The following is a 17,201-nucleotide window of genomic DNA, read 5'->3' as shown; positions in this document are numbered from 1 at the left end:
CGCGTATGAATGAAACGAACGGAGAGGCTTACTGTTCGACCGCTTCGAAGAAGGACAGCATTTCGGCGACCAGTTCGTCCGGCGCTTCCTCAGGGATGTAGTGTCCGCAAGACAACGCGCGGCCGCTTACGTCGCGCGCCACGTGGCGCCATTCCACCAGCGCGTCGAAGCACTTCTCGATCACGCCTTTGTCGCCCCACAGCACGCGCAGCGGACAGCCGATCTTGTGACCGCGCTCGATGTCGGCGCGATCGTGCTCCAGGTCGATGCTCGCCGACGCGCGGTAGTCCTCGCACATCGCGTGCACCGCGCCCGGTTGCGCGAGCGCCAAGCGATAGGCGTCGAGCGCGGCGGGATCGAACGGCGCGAGACCCGCGTGACGGCTGCCCATCACCGCGTCGACATACGCCGCCGGGTTCGCGCCGATCAGCGTTTCAGGCAGCGGCTCCGGCTGGATCAGGAAGAACCAGTGAAAGTAGTGCGTCGCAAAAGCGCGGTCGGTTGCCTCGTACATCGCGAGCGTCGGCGCGATGTCGAGCAGCATCAGACGCTCGACGGCGTCGGCATGATCGAGCGCCATGCGATGCGCGACGCGCGCGCCGCGATCGTGCGCGCACACGAGAAAACGTTCGAAGCCGAAATGGCGCATCACGGCGACCTGATCGGCCGCCATCACGCGCTTGGAATACGGTGTGTGCACGGCGTCGCTCGGCGGCTTGCCCGATGCGCCGTAACCGCGCAGGTCCGTGGCGATTACCGTGAAATGCTGCGCCAGTTGCGCGGCGCACTTTTGCCAGATCAGATGCGACTGCGGATGACCGTGCAGCAACAGAAGAGGCGGGCCCGCCCCGCCCTTCACTCCGAAAATATCGACATCGCCCACGGCGACGCGAAAAGGCGTGAAATTCTCGAAGGCCATGGCGTCTCTCTCGTGATTTTGGAGTCCCTGCATTGTAGAAGCCCAATGTGTCCACGCGAGGTGGGAAAGCCCACGCAAGCATAGAACCTGAACACTCCTTCCAACTGTTGTAAACGACCCAATCGAACGCGCTCGTCGCGCTTCGCCTATAATCGAACGACCGTTCTTAAATTTTCGGATGGCTGTGGCGGATGAAAGCGCCACAAGCCATGTGCCGCTAAACTCAGTCATCGCCGGGCGCGCAACGACGCACCGGCCCGCTCAAATCAGGAGACACGCACTATGGCATTGCCCGCCGTCCTGCAAAAACTTGCGCTGCCCGTCGTCGCTTCGCCGATGTTCATCGTCAGCTATCCCGAACTCGTGTTGGCTCAATGTAAGGCCGGGATCGTCGGCTCGTTCCCCGCGCTGAATGCCCGTCCGGCTGAGCTGCTCGACGAATGGCTCACGCAGATTCAGGCGCAGCTCGCCGAGCACAAGGCGGCCAATCCCGATGCGGTCATCGGGCCGATCGCCGTCAACCAGATCGTCCATCAGTCGAATACGCGGCTCGAACACGACGTGCGCGTGTGCGTCGAACACAAGGTGCCGATTTTCATCACGAGCCTGCGGGCGCCGGCGCGCGAAATCGTCGATGCCGTGCACAGCTACGGCGGCATCGTGCTGCACGACGTGATCAATCTGCGTCATGCGCAGAAGGCGCTGGAAGCGGGCGTCGACGGTCTGATCCTGGTGGCGTCCGGCGCGGGCGGCCATGCGGGCACGACCTCGCCGTTCGCGCTGGTCGGCGAAGTGCGGCGCATGTTCGACGGCCCGATCGTGCTGTCGGGGTCGATCGCCAACGGTGGCTCGATTCTCGCTGCGCAGGCCATGGGCGCGGACCTCGCGTACATGGGCACGCGCTTCATCGCGACCCGGGAAGCGCACGCGGTCGACAGCTACAAGCAGGCGATCGTCAATTCCACCTCGTCGGACATCATCTACACGAACCTGTTCACCGGCGTGCACGGCAACTACATCCGCGAAAGTATCTTGAACGCGGGGCTGGACCCGGACGCGCTGCCGGAATCGGACAAGAGCGCGATGAACTTCGGCAGCGACAAGGCGAAGGCGTGGAAAGACATCTGGGGCGCGGGTCAGGGCGTCGGTTTGATGGACGACGTGCCGAGCGTGGGCGAACTGGTGCAGCGTTTGACACAGGAATATGACGATGCGAAGGCGCGACTGGGGATTGCGCGCTGAGGTTGTGCACCCCGGCGTGATGCGGTCGGGGTTGCACGCTGCGCGTTAGCTTGGAGCGCCTCGGCGAAGGCGCTTGCTTCGGGCGCTTGCTTCGGGCGCTTGCTTCGGGCGCTTGCTTCGGGCGCTTGCTTCGGGCGCTTGATCCGAGGTGCTTGATCCGAGGTGCTTGATCCGAGGTGCTTGATCCGGGGCCCTTGATCCGAGGTGCTTGATCCGGGGCCCTTGATCCGGGGCCCTTGATCTGAGGCGCTTGATCTGAGGCGCTTGATCTGAGGCACTTGATCAGGACGGTCTTGCGCTGCGGCCCAGCTTCAGGCCGAGCCGCAGCGATTGCCGCGCAGCCTGACTTACATATTGCGGCGGTACTGCCCGCCCACTTCAAACAACGCGTGCGTGATCTGCCCGAGTGAGCAGACACGCACGACGTCTATCAGCACCGCAAAGACGTTTTCATCGTCGATCACCGCGCGCTTCAGGCGTTCGAGCGCGACGGGCGCCGCGTCGCGATGCTGCGCCTGGAAAGCGCGCAGACGTTGCAACTGACTTTGTTTTTCATCGTCGGTGGAGCGAGCCAGCGCGATCGGCTGTGGCGCCTCGTGCGGATGCGCGCTCAAAAACGTATTCACGCCGACGATCGGATACGAGCCGTCATGCTTGCGATGCTCGTACAGCATCGACTCGTCCTGAATGCGCCCGCGCTGATAGCCGGTTTCCATCGCGCCAAGCACGCCGCCGCGCTCGGTCAGCCGGTCGAATTCGGCGAGCACCGCCTCTTCCACCAGATCGGTCAGTTCCTCGATCACGAAGCTGCCCTGATTCGGATTCTGATTCTTCGCGAGTCCCCATTCACGGTTGATGATCAACTGGATCGCCACCGCGCGGCGCACTGAATCCTCGGTGGGCGTGGTGATCGCTTCGTCGAAGGCATTCGTGTGGAGCGAGTTGCAGTTGTCGTAGATCGCGATCAGCGCCTGCAGCGTAGTACGGATATCGTTGAAGTCGATCTCCTGCGCGTGCAGGCTGCGGCCCGACGTCTGTACGTGATACTTGAGCTTCTGGCTGCGTTCGTTCGCGCCGTAACGCTCGCGCATCGCAACGGCCCAGATGCGTCGCGCGACGCGGCCCAGCACCGTGTACTCCGGGTCCATGCCGTTCGAAAAGAAGAACGACAGATTCGGCGCGAAGTCGTCGATCGACATGCCGCGGGCCAGATAGGCCTCGACATAGGTGAAGCCGTTCGCCAGCGTGTAGGCCAGTTGCGAGATCGGGTTCGCGCCGGCTTCGGCGATGTGATAGCCGGAGATCGACACCGAATAGAAATTGCGCACGCCGTGCTCGACAAAGTACGCCTGAATATCGCCCATCACTTTCAGGCTGAATTCGGTCGAGAAGATACAGGTGTTCTGGCCTTGGTCTTCCTTCAGGATGTCGGCCTGTACCGTGCCGCGCACGTTTTCGAGCGCCGCGCGGCGCGTCGCGGCGAGTTCGTCGTCCGAGAGCGGATGGCCTTGCTGTGGGGTCGCGCGTGCGATCTGCTGATCGATCGCGACGTTGAAGAACATCGCGAGGATGGTCGGCGCGGGGCCGTTGATCGTCATCGAGACCGAGGTTTCCGGCGCGCAGAGATCGAAGCCGTCGTAGAGCGTTTTCATGTCGTCAAGCGTCGCCACCGAAACGCCCGAATTGCCCACTTTGCCGTAGATGTCGGGGCGCTCGTCGGGTTCTTCGCCGTAGAGCGTGACCGAATCGAAAGCGGTCGACAGACGTTTGGCCGGCATCCCCTCAGAGAGCAGCTTGAAGCGGCGATTGGTGCGTTGCGGATCGCCTTCGCCGGCAAACATCCGCGTGGGATCTTCGTTTTCGCGGCGGAAGGGGAACACGCCCGCGGTGAACGGAAAGTAGCCGGGCAGATTGTCGAGCATCAGCCAGCGCAGAATCTCGCCGTGGTCGACGAACTTCGGCAGTGAGACTTTGCGGACTTCAGATCCGGAAAGCGTCGTGACAGTGAGCGCGGTGCGGATCTCGCGGTCGCGGATGCGGACGACGTGTTCGGCGCCCGAGTAGGTGGCGACGGTTTGCGGCCAGGCGTCGAGGAGCGTGCGTTCGCGTTCGCCGAGGGAGGCGGTGCGTTGGGAAATTAGGGTGTCGAGTTGCGAGAGATTTTGGTTGGCGGTAGCGGCGGGTGTGGTCGTTTCAGGGTTTGCGGTTGAGGCTGAGTTCGCAGTCGCGTTTGTGCCTGAACCAGCGTTTGCACTTGCGGCGGCACCTGAGCTTGCAACTGCAAATGCACCTGCACCTGCACCTGCAGCCACGCCCGCCTCCCCGAGCATCCGGCGCGCCTCGACAAGTTGCCAGCGCTCGCGCGCCACGCGCGCTTGCGCGTCGGCTCGCTCGCGATAAGCGTGGACCGTCTGCGCGATATCCGCCAGATAGCGCACCCGCGCCGGCGGCACGATCGCGTTGCGGCCGCTCGAAAAGCGCAGACCTTCGGGCGCGGCCAGCCGGCCGCCGCCGGATCGCAGGCCGTGCTTGCGCAGCGCTTCGGCGACGTGCCGGTAGAGCGCGGTCACGCCGTCGTCGTTAAAGCGCGAGGCGATCGTGCCGAACACCGGCATCGCTTCCGGCGGCTTCGCGAAGTCGCCGCGATTGCGCTGCACCTGCTTGGCGACGTCGCGCAATGCGTCCGGCGCGCCTTTGCGATCGAACTTGTTGATCGCGACGAAACCAGCGAAGTCGAGCATGTCGATCTTCTCCAACTGGCTGGCCGCGCCGAACTCCGGCGTCATGACATACAGCGATTCGTCGACGAACGGCACGATCGCCGCATTGCCCTGGCCGATGCCGGATGTTTCGACGACGATCAGATCGAAGCCCGCCGCTTTGCATAGCATCAGCGCATCGGGCAGCGAGTCGGAGATTTCGCTCGACGCTTCGCGCGTTGCCATCGAACGCATGTAGACGCGCGCGCCGCCGCCCCAGTCGCCGATCGCGTTCATGCGGATGCGGTCGCCCAGCAACGCGCCGCCGGACTTGCGGCGCGACGGATCGATAGCGAGCACGGCGATGGTCAGGGCGTCGCCGTAGTCGAGGCGAAAGCGCCGGATCAGTTCGTCGGTGAGCGAGGATTTGCCTGCGCCGCCCGTTCCCGTGATGCCGAGGACCGGGGTTGAGGTTGCTGCTTTGGCCTGAGCGGATAGCTTTTCGCGGGCGGATGCGTCAACGGCACCTGCTTCGAATGCGCTGATGAGTTGTGCGAGACGGCGGAAGGTGAAGGATGCTGGGTCGGCCGCGTCAACCTCGCCACCCATATGCTCTGCGCGCGCCGCCTCGCCCACATGACTCGCCTTGCTGGACCGCTCGCGCGCGGCGGCCGCAGGCTTACTGCCGCCGTCATTGCCGCGCAAATCAAACCGCGGGAACCCGCGCTCCGAAAGCTCGTCCACCCATCCGACAAAAGGACTCTGCCCACCCACCACCTCCGCGCGCGCACCTTCGGTGCAGCGCGCGATCATATCGTCGATCATGCCTTGCAGCCCGAGCCGCTGCCCGTCCTGCGGCGAATAGATCTTCTCGACGCCGTAACGCTCGAGTTCCGCAATTTCCTCAGGGACGATCACCCCACCGCCGCCGCCGAACACCTTGATGCGCTCGCCGCCGCGTGCCCGCAGCAGATCGACCAGATAGCGGAAGTATTCGTTGTGGCCGCCCTGGTAGCTGGACACGGCGACGCCGTCGGCGTCCTCTTGCAGCGCGGCAGCGGCGACTTCATCGACGGAGCGGTTGTGGCCGAGGTGAATCACCTCGATGCCGCTCGCCTGCAGAATGCGCCGCATGATGTTGATCGACGCATCGTGCCCATCGAACAAGGCAGCCGCCGTGACAAAGCGCAGGCGCCGGCCCGCGGGCAGCTTGTGGCTGCCGGCGCGCTGCGGCGTGGACAGATCGGTCATGTCTCCCCCAGATCGTTACGCGTATGGGTGCTGCCAACCAGTATAGCGAAACGGGTCGGGGTGCCTCGCTGGCCTGGGCGGCCTAGCGCACCGCCAACGCCTTGATCTGTTCGAGCGACGGCCACAGCGACTCGTTCGCGAACCGCTCGGCGAGAAAGTCCACAAACGAGCGCACCTTGGCCGACAGATGTCGGCGGCTCGCGTAGACGACGTGAATGGGCAGCTCGCGCGGCGGCACGTCGTCCACCAGCAGCGGCACGAGACGCCCCGCGGCCAGATCGTCGCCGATCACTTCGGTGCCGAGCATCGCGATGCCCGCGCCTTGCAGCACGATCACGCGCTGCGCTTCCAGATGATTGACGATCAGATTGCCCGTCAGACGCACGCGCGGTGAGGCATCACCCGTGGCGGGCGCGATTTCGAGCGCCGACACGCCCGCGTATTGCAGATAGTTGTGGCGCGCCAGATCGGCGACGGTCTTCGGCGTGCCGTGCCGCTTCAAATACGCCGGCGATGCGCACAGCACGAGGTGCGCGGTCGCGATTTGCCGCGCGATCAATGACGACGACTTCAGTCCGCTCGGCGAAGCGCGGATCGCGACATCGAAACCCTCGTCGATCAGTTCGACCACGCGGTCCGACAAGGTCATATCGACGGTGACCTGCGGATACTGCGCGGCGTAGTCGGCCACCGCGGCCATCACGTGACTCAAGCCGAACGCCGACAGCGACGACACCCGCAAGCGCCCCTGCGGCACGACGCTTGCCGCGCCGACCACCTGCTCGGCCTCTTCGAGTTCCGTGAGCACCTGGCTCAGACGCTCGTAGTACTCGCGGCCCGCCTCGGTCGGCGCGACCCGCCGCGTGGTGCGGTTCAGGAGACGCGCGCCAAGTTGCTGTTCGAGGTGCATCACATGCTTGCTCGCCATGGCCGCCGACATCTCCATCCGCTCGGCCGCGCCGACAAAGCTGCCGACTTCGACGACGTGGCGGAACACTTTCATGCTGACGAGGGTATCCATCTCAATCGCTCGCTTCAGGAATCAATCGACGTCATTTTGCCGGGTTTATCAAAGACTGGTCGGCAAAACAGCTTCCCAAGGCATGAATACCTAGGCGCACATGCAAAAAAACCCGCCTTCCGAAGAAGACGGGCTTGGGAGATCAAGCTGATGCGACTGTCGCGCGAAGCCCGCAAGCAGGCGTCGCGCCGCGTGGCCGGGACGCTTAGAACTTCGCGCGCAGGCCGACGCCGTAGGTGTTGCCGCTCGACACGTTGTAGATGTGGTCGTACATGTAGGCCGCGTAGATGTCCGTGCGCTTGGACAGCGGATAGTCGTAGCCGACCGCTGCCGTCTGACGGGTCTGGTCGAAGCCGCCGCCATCGCGCGAGTAGGCGAATGACGCCATCACCGAGCCCGGGCCGAACGGCACCGTCGCGCCGCCTTGCGCCGTGTTCACGTGCCAGCTCGTGACCTGCTGGTAGTTGTACGTGTACATGTACTGGCCGAAGAACTTCACGAACTTCAGGTCGTACGACACGCCGACTTGCGCGACGCTCTGGCTCTTCAGGCCAGGAACGCCCGACGTGCCGAAGCTGCCCAGGTCGCTCGGCACGTTGTTGAAGTTCACGTACTGATACACCGCCGTGGCCGCGAACGGGCCGTGGAAGTACAGCACCTGGCCGCTCCACTTCTTCGCGCCGTTCTCGGTCGTGTTGCCGAGCGCGTACATGGCCGTCGCGCTCAAACCGTTGAAGTTCGGCGACGAGTACGACACCGCGTTGCTCCAGCCCGAATCGCCGGTCACGCCCTGATCCGTCGAGTAGGTCGGGAACGTGCCGAGACCCAGGTACGTGTGCCAGATCATCGGCGAGAACTGATACGAGTCGATGAACGGGTTGAACAAAATCGTCGACACGAACAGCGGCGTCGTCAGACGGCCGGCCGTCACCGTGCCGTAGGGCGACTCGATACCGACGTACGCGTTACGCGAGAACATCGTGTCGCCCGTGAAGCGGCCGTACTGGCCGTTTTGCGCCAGGAAGAACCCTTCCAACGCGAAGATCGCCTTGTAACCGTTGCCCAGATCCTCCGCCCCTTTCAAGCCCCAGTACGAAGTCGACATGCCGCCGCCCGAGACCTGCACCGCAGTCTTGCCGCCCGGAAATTTCTGCGCGCCGACCCATTCGTCGACCTGACCATAGAGTTGCACGCTCGATTGCGCAAAAGCAGACGATGCACTGGCCAGCAGAGCGGCACACGCGGTTGCCTTGAGGGTGGTCTTCAGCGCACCGCTGATGCTTGTTTTCATGGGTTCTCCTGTCTTTGTCAAAAAGGGTGTGGCTGTGCGAAAGGGGGAGCTCGCGCGAATCATTGTTGTTGTCCGTTCGATCATCGAGCCAATCTGGGCGGGACCATCTTTGCGGACCATTTTTATGAACAAAAATATCGTTGGTTATTGCCGGTATATCGGTCTGATTAGTTTTGTCGCTTATCGGCCTGATAAAGCCTCGGCCGACAGCACGCTCGCCGTGCCGCCGCAAGATTTGCCGCACCGCGCAAAGCGTTGCTCACCTTGCGGCCGACGGGTTGATAACGCCTCAGATGACACGCGGATGACGCACCGCGGCAGAAACGACCAAATTTGACGATGGGAGAGGGTGTGCTGCCGAGTGTTTTCAAAAAAGTGTGGCGTCGAAACGTCACATTGACCGCGGGCTTTAGGGGTGAAGGCGAGGCGGAAGTCCGCTGTCAAGCGGTTTGAAAGGCAGACGAAGTGGTGCGGCGGGGCGAAGCGGTGAGAATTTGGGAGGACGAAAAATGGGCAGAGACGCCTCGCATCCGGTTCGGGATGAAGTGTGCGTGAAGGCGGAGTCAGATACGCAATGGCCAGCATTCGAACAATGTCGAAGCGGCATGTCGAACTCAGAGAAGGGAGAAGGGAGACAGAAGTAGATGTGTGCGTGCGCAGCCTAAAAGGCAAACACTGGTCGCTCACGCAACCAACGCAACGCACGGCGCACGCAGCGCGAACGCCTAGTTCCGGTAAGGCGAGCCTTCCGATTGACGCGGATCGTCGGACTGGCGCTGCATGGCGCGCGGCGAGCCGCGTTCTTCGTTGTAGCGGGCGACGTCGGCGCGAATCGAACCGGCGCGAACCGGCGCATTGGCCGGTGGCCGGGGAACCGTATGAGACTCGGCACTAACCGGGGTGATGGCGCCGGCGTACTGCATGCTGCCGCGGCTGTCGCCGGCGTATCCGGCCGGTCCGGCGACACGGCGCACGCCCGGCTTGTAGACGTCGAAGCCGTCGGCGTAAGTTGCACCCGCGAAGTTTGCTCCGCCACGCGGCAGACGCGCGTTGTGATCAGCCATCGTATTGCGCGCCGGCGCTGCCGCGGCGCCGCCGTAGTCGCGGCCACCGTTATGCATGTCGCCGCGCACGGCGTGATTCGCAGCGGCATGCGAATAGCCGCCACCGCCGCCGTGCGGCACGCCTGGCGCTTTCGCATAGGCGAACGAGCACAGCGCAGCGATGACCGCGCCCAACGCCCAATGCCTCGTTCTCGACAACCCGTCCACCCAGTGACTCTCATGCCCGAAGACTTGCCTGAAGCCCACCGTTCGAGCTGCGACGGACTTGTTTTGGGACTGGCACGGGCGCAGCGACGAGATCGCGGCGCGGGGCATCCCGACGGCCTTTGAACCGTAATTTATGGGTGCCGGCAAAGGGTGTCGAGCCAAAAAGTGTTAGGCCTCGGACGCGGATGTAACACCTTGTTACTGCGACGTTTTTCTGCGACAGGGCCCTTGCGTGAAAACCCTGAAGCCACTTGCTTTCAATGACTTGGAGAGACCGTTTACGAACTCTTGTGTATGACGAATCGCGGGTGCATTTTCACCCTCAATTGTCAAAACTGCATGGACCAAACAGATCACGTCGCCAATACTGAAACGTGGATCATGGCGCTGGCCGAAATTTTCCAGAACGCGCCTTTTGATGCACAACCCTCATTAATCGATTCGGCAAATGAATTTGCATATTCAATTGAAAATCAACAACAATAGCGGCTTCCCATAGGCTGGGACGGCGGCTTCACGCGCGTGTCCCGCGCGCTTTTCCGCGTCACCGAATCGAGATTCCGACATGGCTCGCCCGAAACTGCTTCCCGACAACTTCACCCTGTGCCTCGTCGGCACCGTGATCTTTGCCAGCTTGCTGCCGGTTCATGGGCAGGCCGGCGTCGGGTTCAACTGGGTGACGAACGTGGCAGTCGGCCTGCTGTTTTTCCTTCATGGCGCCAAGCTCTCACGCGAAGCGATTATTGCGGGCGCGACGCATTGGCGGCTGCATCTTGTAGTGCTGCTGAGCACGTTCGCGCTCTTTCCGCTGCTCGGCCTCGCGCTTAAACCGCTCCTTTCGCCACTTGTCACGCCGGCGCTCTATGCGGGGGTCCTCTTCCTCTGCACGCTGCCGTCTACGGTTCAGTCGTCGATCGCGTTCACGTCCATTGCCAAAGGCAACGTGCCGGCTGCCGTATGCAGCGCGTCGGCCTCGAGCCTGCTCGGCATCTTCATCACACCCGCGCTCGTCAGCCTCGTCATCACCAATCAGGCGGCCGGCAGCGGCGCTTCGCCGTGGCATACGGTAGGCAACATCGTGCTGCAACTGCTGGTGCCGTTTGTGGCCGGGCAGTTGCTGCGCCCGTTGATCGGCAAATGGATCGAGCGCAATCGCGGCGTGCTCAAGTTCGTCGACCAGGGGTCGATCCTGCTGGTGGTGTACGGCGCGTTCAGCGAGGCCGTCAACGAAGGCCTGTGGCATCAGATTCCGCTCTCCGCGCTCGGTGGCCTGCTGCTGCTGTGCGTCGTGCTGCTCGCGCTGGCCCTGGCCGTGACGATTTTCGTCAGCAAACGGCTCGGCTTTAGCCGTGCGGACCAGATCACCATTATTTTCTGCGGGTCGAAGAAGAGTCTCGCCGCCGGCGTGCCGATGGCCAAGGTGATCTTCGCCTCGCATGCGGTCGGCGCCGTCGTCTTGCCGCTGATGCTGTTCCACCAGATCCAGTTGATGGTGTGCGCCGCGCTCGCGCAACGCTGGGGCGCGCGCGACACCAGCGGCGAGAACCTCGCCGCCTCGCGCGAGCGGACCGCCGCCGCCGTCGCGCGCCGGTGAATACGCGCGCAATGCAAACAGGACATTCATAAGCGCCCTCCCTGAGCGTCATTTGAAGAAAGCCGCCTCGCGCGGCTTTTTTGTTATTTCACGCGCAAACGCCGCCGCTGTCGCCTCGGCCGGATGGCATAGGCCGATTCCTGGCAACGCGGAACCGGCCTTCAGAATGACTCGACCGAACCAGCCACCGCACCACCCTGGTGCAACGGTTCATTAAAATTTCACTTAACTCCAGGCAAGCCCGGCCGATAAGCCGAAGGTCGAACGCTACGCCTACCTGCCATGCAACCTCGCTCGCCCTCCCGATCCGCCGCGCCGCGCATCGAGGAGTTGATCGCCCGGCGTGAGCTGTCCGCCGTGTTCCAGCCGATCATCGATTTCGAAGACGGCGCGATCCTCGGCTATGAAGGTCTGATCCGCGGCCCGGCCGGGACGCCGCTCGAAGCGCCGTTCGCCCTGTTTTCGCGAGCGCTTGCCGAGGGCTGCACGATCGAGCTCGAACGCGCCGCCGCGCGTACCTGCATCGAAGCGTTCGCGCAGCTCGACTTCGACGGCAAGCTGTTTCTGAATTTCAGCGCGGGCGCGATGCGCCAGTTGGCCGAGGCGCGCGACGACACGCTCGCGCTGCTGCGTCATCGCGGCGTCGACCCGCAACGGATCGTGGTCGAGTTGACCGAGCAAAGCACGATTCTGGATGTGGGCAGTTTCCTGCCGGTGATCACGACACTGCGCACAACCGGCGCGCAATTCGCGCTCGACGACTACGGCACCGCGAACGCCAGCATGAGCCTGTGGGTGCGTCTGCAACCGGACGTCGTGAAGATCGACCGCTTCTTCGTTCACGACATTGCCTGCGACCCGCTCAAGTTCGAGGCCGTGCGCGCGATGCAGCACTTCGCCAGCGCGAGCGGTGCGCGGCTCGTCGCGGAGGGCATCGAAAACGAAGCGGATCTGATCGTGGTGCGCGACATGGGGATCGGCTGCGGGCAGGGCTTTTTCTTCGGCCGTCCGCACGCGCAGCCGGCCCGCAAGGTGACCGACGACGCCCGCGACGCACTGCGCGCCGGCCACATCGCCGTGTTCCCCGAGACCACGCGCACGGTGAGCAGCGCGTCACCTTCCGGCGGCATGGCATCGGAAAAGATGCTGGTGCACGCGCCCGCGCTGCCGCGCCACGCAACCAACAACGACGTGCTCGAACTATTCAACCGTCTGCCCGACCTGCACGCGGTCGCGGTGGTCGAACAGGACGAGCCGGTTGCGCTGATCAACCGCCGCAGCTTCATGGACCGCTACGCGCTGCCGTATCACCGCGAGCTATTCGGCAAGCGCCCTTGCCTGCTGTTCGCCAATGCGTCGCCGGTCATCATCGAGAAATCGATGACCGTCGAGCAGATGGCCAAGCTCCTCGCAAGCGACGATCAGCGTTATCTCGCCGACGGCTTCGTCATCACCGACAACGGCAAATACGTCGGCCTGGGCACCGGCGAGAAGCTCGTGCGCGCAGTGACCGAGGTGCGCATCGAAGCGGCGCGCTACGCGAACCCGCTGACCTTCCTGCCGGGCAACATCCCGATCAGTTCGCACATTGCCCGCCTGCTCGGCAACGACGCCGGCTTCTACGCGTGCTATGTCGACCTGAACCACTTCAAGCCGTTCAACGACCAGTACGGCTACTGGCAAGGCGACGAAGTACTGAAATTCGCCGCCGTCGTACTCGCCGACGTATGCGACCCCACCCGCGACTTTCTCGGCCACGTGGGCGGCGACGACTTCCTGATCCTGTTCCAGAGCGACGACTGGCGCGAGCGCGTGCTGCGCGCGATCCACGTGTTCAACGAGGGCGCGCAGCGCTTTTATGCGCCGACCGACCGGCTCGCCGGCGGCATCCACGGTGAGGACCGGCGCGGCAATCCGACCTTTTTCGGTTTCGTGACGATGGCGATCGGCTGCGTGCGCGTCGAGCCGGCCGGCGGCCCGTCGCTCTATAGCAGCGAGGAAATTGCGTCCGTCGCGGCACTGGCCAAGCGGCGCGCGAAGCACGAGGCGAGCGGTTTCGTGCTGATCGATGCCGACGAAAGCGTGGCCTTGTTGCGCGGACAGGCCGAAGCCGCTCACGTCGCGCTGGAGTGAAGGCGCGGCGCCCAGAGTCGGTATCGGACATTGTTTAGCTCATTTTACTAAACAGCATATTTCAGGCCAACTCCAGCGCCTACGGGTATTTCCCGGTGTCGAGCGAGTGTTTTTCGGGCGGTTTTAGGGCTGTTTTACTATACAATCGCCCGAACCCAAACACCGTGCGGCCGCCCTTGCGCATCCGCCTGATTCGATGGCCACAACCATCCGCGACGTCGCCCGCGCGGCCAGCGTGTCGATCGGCACCGTCTCACGCGCACTGAAGAACCAGCCGGGCCTTTCCGAGGCCACTCGCGAGCGCGTCGTCGAAGCGGCGCGCAAGCTCGGCTATGACGCCGCCCAGTTGCGCCCGCGCATCCGCCGTCTCACCTTTTTGCTGCACCGTCAGCACAATAATTTCGCCGTCAGTCCGTTCTTTTCACACGTGCTGCACGGCGTGGAAGACGCCTGCCGCGAGCGCGGCATCGTGCCGTCCGTGCTGACCGCCGGCCCCACCGAAGACGTGATCCAGCAGCTGCGCCTGCATGCGCCGGACGCGGTGGCGATCGCGGGTTTCGTCGAGCCCGAAACGCTGACCACGCTGGTGGCGATGCAGCGCCCGCTCGTGCTGATCGACCTGTGGGCGCCCGGCATGCGCTCGGTGAATCTCGACAACGCCGCAGGCGCCACGCTCGCCATGCGGCATCTGTTCGACCAGCAGCGCAAGCGCGTCGCGTTCATCGGCGGCTCGCTCGCGCACTTCAGCATCGCGCAGCGCGCGCTCGGCTACCGGCGCGCGTTCTTCGAGGCGGGCTTGCTGTTCGACCCGTCGCTCGAAGTGACGATCGACGCCGGCCTCGACCCCGACAGCGGCGCCGCGCGTGCCATGCATCGATTGCTCGACGCGCCGGGCCCGCGCCCCGACGCCGTGTTTGCCTACAACGACGCCGCCGCGCTCGCCGCGCTGCGCGCGTGCCTCGCACGCGGACTGCGCGTGCCCGAGGACATTGCCATCATCGGTTTCGACGACATTCCCGCCGCCGCCCATGCCACGCCGCCGCTGTCGACCATCTCGGTCGACAAGGAAGCGCTCGGCCGGCGCGGCGTCGAGCTGCTGCTCGAAGACGCACCTGCCGAACTGGAAGTCCGTTTGCCCGTCCATCTCATTGCCCGTGCCAGTACTTTGGTGAAAACGCCATGACGCAATCCGATCCGCTTCACCCCGCCAACGGCGCCGCTACCGTGCCGCCCGTCGAGAGCTTCCGCACGCGCGATTTTCTGCTCTCGCATGTGCAGGACACGCTGCGCTTTTACGCGCCGAACGTGCTCGACCCGAGCGGCGGCTTTTTCCATTTCTTCCGCGACGACGGTTCGGTCTACGACAAAACCACGCGGCATCTGGTGAGCAGTTGCCGCTACGTCTTCAACTACGCGATGGCGTATCGCCAGTCCGGCGACCCGCAGCATCTCGAATACGCGCGCCACGGCTTGCAGTTCCTGCGAGAAGCGCATTGGGACGCGCAGCACGAAGGCTACGACTGGGAACTCGAATGGCACGACGGCAAGAAGCGCACGCTCGATGCGACGCGCCACTGCTACGGTCTGGCGTTCGTCCTGCTCGCCTATTCGCATGCGGCAATGGCCGGTATCGAGGAAGCGAAACCGATGATCGGCGCGACCTTCGAGCTGATGGAACATCGTTTCTGGGACGCCGCCGCAGGCCTCTACGCCGACGAAGCGTCGCCCGACTGGCGGGTCAGTTCGTACCGTGGGCAAAACGCGAACATGCACACCACCGAGGCGCTGCTCGCCGCGCACGAAGCGACCCGCCATCTCGTCTATCTGGATCGCGCGGAGCGGGTGGCGTCGAATATCACGCTGCGTCAGGCGAAGCTGTCTCAAGGTCTGGTGTGGGAACACTTTCACGCGGACTGGTCGGTCGACTGGCACTACAACGAGGAAGACAGCTCGAACATCTTCCGCCCGTGGGGTTTCCAGCCGGGGCATCAGACAGAATGGGCGAAGCTGCTGCTGATTCTCGAGCGCTTCCGTCCGTTGCCGTGGCTGCTGCCGCGCGCCATCGAACTGTTCGACGCCGCCATGACGCACGCGTGGGACGAAGACCACGGCGGCCTCTACTACGGCTTCGGCCCCGACGGCACCGTGTGCGACCACGACAAGTATTTCTGGGTCCAGGCAGAATCCTTCGCGACGGCCGCGCTGCTCGGCAAGCGCACCGGCAACGAACGTTTCTGGGACTGGTACGACGAGATCTGGCGCTATAGCTGGGCGCATTTCGTCGATCACAAGTATGGCGCGTGGTATCGCATCCTCACGTGCGACAACCGCAAATACAGCGACGAAAAGAGTCCGGCCGGCAAGACCGACTATCACACCATGGGCGCGTGCTACGAAGTACTGGCCCACGCGCTGCCCGACGGGGCGGCCGCTGCGCCCGAATCCGCGGAGCAAACAAAATGAGCAATCCCAGCGCGAACCACGAATTCCCCTTCTTCGTCTCAGCCGGCGACATCCTCACGGATCTCGTCCGCACCGGCGCCTCGCAATGGCTCTCGCGTCCTGGCGGCGCCGGCTGGAACGTGGCGCGCTGCGTGGCGCAGCTCGGCCTGCCTACCGCTTGCGCAGGCTCGCTGGGCGTCGATAACTTCTCCGATGAGTTGTGGAACGCGAGCGTCGCGGCCGGGCTCGACATGCGCTTCATGCAGCGCGTGGAGCAGCCGCCCTTGCTGGCGATCGTGCATCAGACGCATCCGCCCGCGTACTTCTTCATGGGCGAGAACAGCGCCGATCTGGCGTTCGATCCGGCACAACTGCCAGCGGGCTGGATAAGTCAGGTGAAGTGGGCGCACTTCGGCTGCATCAGCCTCGTGCGGCAGCCAATCGGCAACACGCTCGCCACCTTGGCTGCCGAGTTGCGTTCGCAAGGCGTGAAGATCAGTTTCGATCCGAACTACCGGAATCTGATGGAACACGGCTACGAACCCACCTTGCGGAAAATGGCCGCGCTCGCCGATCTGATCAAGGTATCGGACGAGGACTTGCGCCTGCTGTTCAAGACCGACGACGAAGCCGGCGCACTCGCGCAGTTGCGGGCCATGAATCCGGCCGCCACCGTGCTGGTGACGCGCGGACCGGAGACCGCCGTGCTGATCGATGGCGCCATGGTGACCGAGGCACGGCCGCCGCGCGTTGAGGTGGTCGATACGGTCGGCGCGGGTGATGCGTCGATCGGCGGCTTGCTGTTCAGCCTGATGACCGCGCCGCAGCGGGCGTGGCCGGAACACCTCGCCTTCGCGCTGGCCGCCGGCGCGGCCGCTTGCCGCCATGCCGGCGCGCATGCGCCGTCGCTCGATGAAGTCGTCGCGCTGCTGTAATTCTGTTGCCTTGTGCGGCGCGCATTGTCACCGGCATGGAGCGCCGTCAGGGCGGAGAACGGAACCTCCATCATCGTGCTAGGATGAAAAAACCAAAACCTTTGGAAGAAGGAGCGACGCCATGGAGGACATCACCTACACCAAAGGCATCTACACGGCCACTGCCTCGACGAGAGAAATAGAAAAAGACACCTGGCAGGGCGTGGTCACCCTCTCGCGCGACGAAGGCGACGCAACCGCCGATCAGGAAACCACGCTCTACGAAGTCGAAGCCACTTCGTCGACGCCGGAGGAAGCTCTTGAGGAAGCCAAAGCGCTTGCTCATCGCATTCTCGGGGAAATCGAACTTTAGGCAAAACCGGCGCCGCGCTTGCGCGTTTGCGTTCGCGCCGCGTCACCCTGA

General features: G+C 63.9%; 14 protein-coding genes. 9 read left to right on the top strand and 5 right to left on the bottom strand.

Annotated features, from left to right (window positions below; all coding sequences use genetic code 11):
- Window positions 1-28: 28 nt before the first annotated feature.
- Window positions 29-919, bottom strand: a complete 891-nt coding sequence (locus HF916_RS28930; protein WP_168792338.1) for an alpha/beta fold hydrolase — start codon at window positions 917-919, stop codon at window positions 29-31.
- A gap of 282 nt (window positions 920-1,201) precedes the next feature.
- Here HF916_RS28930 and HF916_RS28925 point away from each other — a divergent pair, with 282 nt between their 5' ends.
- Window positions 1,202-2,161 carry an NAD(P)H-dependent flavin oxidoreductase gene (locus HF916_RS28925; protein ID WP_168792337.1) on the top strand — a complete coding sequence of 320 codons (960 nt, stop codon included), beginning with the start codon at window positions 1,202-1,204 and terminating at the stop codon, window positions 2,159-2,161.
- Between the two features lie 347 nt (window positions 2,162-2,508).
- On the opposite strand, the gene HF916_RS28920 is transcribed toward HF916_RS28925, so the two are convergent.
- The 3 genes from HF916_RS28920 to HF916_RS28910 all read right to left on the bottom strand — a co-directional run bounded on the left by HF916_RS28920 (window position 2,509) and on the right by HF916_RS28910 (window position 8,423).
- Window positions 2,509-6,111 carry a methylmalonyl-CoA mutase family protein gene (locus HF916_RS28920; protein ID WP_168792336.1) on the bottom strand — a complete coding sequence of 1,201 codons (3,603 nt, stop codon included), beginning with the start codon at window positions 6,109-6,111 and terminating at the stop codon, window positions 2,509-2,511.
- Window positions 6,112-6,193: 82 nt separating this feature from the next.
- Window positions 6,194-7,132 carry a LysR family transcriptional regulator gene (locus HF916_RS28915; protein ID WP_116143216.1) on the bottom strand — a complete coding sequence of 313 codons (939 nt, stop codon included), beginning with the start codon at window positions 7,130-7,132 and terminating at the stop codon, window positions 6,194-6,196.
- Between the two features lie 205 nt (window positions 7,133-7,337).
- The gene (locus HF916_RS28910) at window positions 7,338-8,423 is read right to left on the bottom strand and encodes a porin (protein WP_168792335.1); all 1,086 of its coding nucleotides are present in this window, start codon (window positions 8,421-8,423) and stop codon (window positions 7,338-7,340) included.
- Between the two features lie 124 nt (window positions 8,424-8,547).
- Here HF916_RS28910 and HF916_RS28905 point away from each other — a divergent pair, with 124 nt between their 5' ends.
- Window positions 8,548-8,760 (top strand): hypothetical protein, encoded by a 213-nt coding sequence (locus HF916_RS28905; protein ID WP_168792334.1) that lies wholly within the window; start codon window positions 8,548-8,550, stop codon window positions 8,758-8,760.
- A gap of 388 nt (window positions 8,761-9,148) precedes the next feature.
- On the opposite strand, the gene HF916_RS28900 is transcribed toward HF916_RS28905, so the two are convergent.
- Window positions 9,149-9,694 carry a hypothetical protein gene (locus HF916_RS28900; RefSeq protein ID WP_168792333.1) on the bottom strand — a complete coding sequence of 182 codons (546 nt, stop codon included), beginning with the start codon at window positions 9,692-9,694 and terminating at the stop codon, window positions 9,149-9,151.
- Between the two features lie 339 nt (window positions 9,695-10,033).
- On the opposite strand from HF916_RS28900, the gene HF916_RS28895 reads away from it, so the two are divergent.
- From HF916_RS28895 to HF916_RS28865, 7 genes are all read left to right on the top strand, one after another.
- Window positions 10,034-10,180 carry a hypothetical protein gene (locus HF916_RS28895; RefSeq protein ID WP_168792332.1) on the top strand — a complete coding sequence of 49 codons (147 nt, stop codon included), beginning with the start codon at window positions 10,034-10,036 and terminating at the stop codon, window positions 10,178-10,180.
- A 79-nt stretch (window positions 10,181-10,259) separates the two neighbouring features.
- On the top strand, window positions 10,260-11,288 hold the full coding sequence (locus HF916_RS28890; RefSeq protein ID WP_168792331.1) for a bile acid:sodium symporter family protein: 1,029 nt from the start codon (window positions 10,260-10,262) through the stop codon (window positions 11,286-11,288).
- 282 nt (window positions 11,289-11,570) lie between these two features.
- Window positions 11,571-13,421 carry an EAL domain-containing protein gene (locus HF916_RS28885; protein WP_168792330.1) on the top strand — a complete coding sequence of 617 codons (1,851 nt, stop codon included), beginning with the start codon at window positions 11,571-11,573 and terminating at the stop codon, window positions 13,419-13,421.
- A gap of 196 nt (window positions 13,422-13,617) precedes the next feature.
- Window positions 13,618-14,604 carry a LacI family DNA-binding transcriptional regulator gene (locus HF916_RS28880; RefSeq protein WP_168792329.1) on the top strand — a complete coding sequence of 329 codons (987 nt, stop codon included), beginning with the start codon at window positions 13,618-13,620 and terminating at the stop codon, window positions 14,602-14,604.
- On the top strand, window positions 14,601-15,884 hold the full coding sequence (locus HF916_RS28875; RefSeq protein WP_168792328.1) for an AGE family epimerase/isomerase: 1,284 nt from the start codon (window positions 14,601-14,603) through the stop codon (window positions 15,882-15,884). The genes HF916_RS28880 and HF916_RS28875 overlap by 4 nt, the downstream gene beginning before the upstream one ends.
- Window positions 15,881-16,798, top strand: coding sequence for a carbohydrate kinase family protein (locus tag HF916_RS28870; protein WP_168792327.1), 918 nt, complete (start codon window positions 15,881-15,883; stop codon window positions 16,796-16,798). The genes HF916_RS28875 and HF916_RS28870 overlap by 4 nt, the downstream gene beginning before the upstream one ends.
- Window positions 16,799-16,919: 121 nt before the next feature.
- Window positions 16,920-17,150, top strand: a complete 231-nt coding sequence (locus HF916_RS28865; RefSeq protein WP_168792326.1) for a hypothetical protein — start codon at window positions 16,920-16,922, stop codon at window positions 17,148-17,150.
- Window positions 17,151-17,201: the final 51 nt, after the last annotated feature.

This window comes from Paraburkholderia aromaticivorans (assembly GCF_012689525.1).
GTDB classification, from domain to species: Bacteria; Pseudomonadota; Gammaproteobacteria; order Burkholderiales; family Burkholderiaceae; genus Paraburkholderia; species Paraburkholderia aromaticivorans_A.
Note: the sequence above shows the minus strand (reverse complement) of the source record. Positions and strands in the feature narration are given on the sequence as shown.

Coding starts and splice junctions, on each gene's coding strand:
- HF916_RS28930 (WP_168792338.1), bottom strand. CDS start 919: ATGGCCTTCGAGAATTTCACGCCTTTTCGCGTCGCCGTGGGCGATGTC.
- HF916_RS28925 (WP_168792337.1), top strand. CDS start 1,202: ATGGCATTGCCCGCCGTCCTGCAAAAACTTGCGCTGCCCGTCGTCGCT.
- HF916_RS28920 (WP_168792336.1), bottom strand. CDS start 6,111: ATGACCGATCTGTCCACGCCGCAGCGCGCCGGCAGCCACAAGCTGCCC.
- HF916_RS28915 (WP_116143216.1), bottom strand. CDS start 7,132: ATGGATACCCTCGTCAGCATGAAAGTGTTCCGCCACGTCGTCGAAGTC.
- HF916_RS28910 (WP_168792335.1), bottom strand. CDS start 8,423: ATGAAAACAAGCATCAGCGGTGCGCTGAAGACCACCCTCAAGGCAACC.
- HF916_RS28905 (WP_168792334.1), top strand. CDS start 8,548: ATGAACAAAAATATCGTTGGTTATTGCCGGTATATCGGTCTGATTAGT.
- HF916_RS28895 (WP_168792332.1), top strand. CDS start 10,034: ATGGACCAAACAGATCACGTCGCCAATACTGAAACGTGGATCATGGCG.
- HF916_RS28890 (WP_168792331.1), top strand. CDS start 10,260: ATGGCTCGCCCGAAACTGCTTCCCGACAACTTCACCCTGTGCCTCGTC.
- HF916_RS28885 (WP_168792330.1), top strand. CDS start 11,571: ATGCAACCTCGCTCGCCCTCCCGATCCGCCGCGCCGCGCATCGAGGAG.
- HF916_RS28880 (WP_168792329.1), top strand. CDS start 13,618: ATGGCCACAACCATCCGCGACGTCGCCCGCGCGGCCAGCGTGTCGATC.
- HF916_RS28875 (WP_168792328.1), top strand. CDS start 14,601: ATGACGCAATCCGATCCGCTTCACCCCGCCAACGGCGCCGCTACCGTG.
- HF916_RS28870 (WP_168792327.1), top strand. CDS start 15,881: ATGAGCAATCCCAGCGCGAACCACGAATTCCCCTTCTTCGTCTCAGCC.
- HF916_RS28865 (WP_168792326.1), top strand. CDS start 16,920: ATGGAGGACATCACCTACACCAAAGGCATCTACACGGCCACTGCCTCG.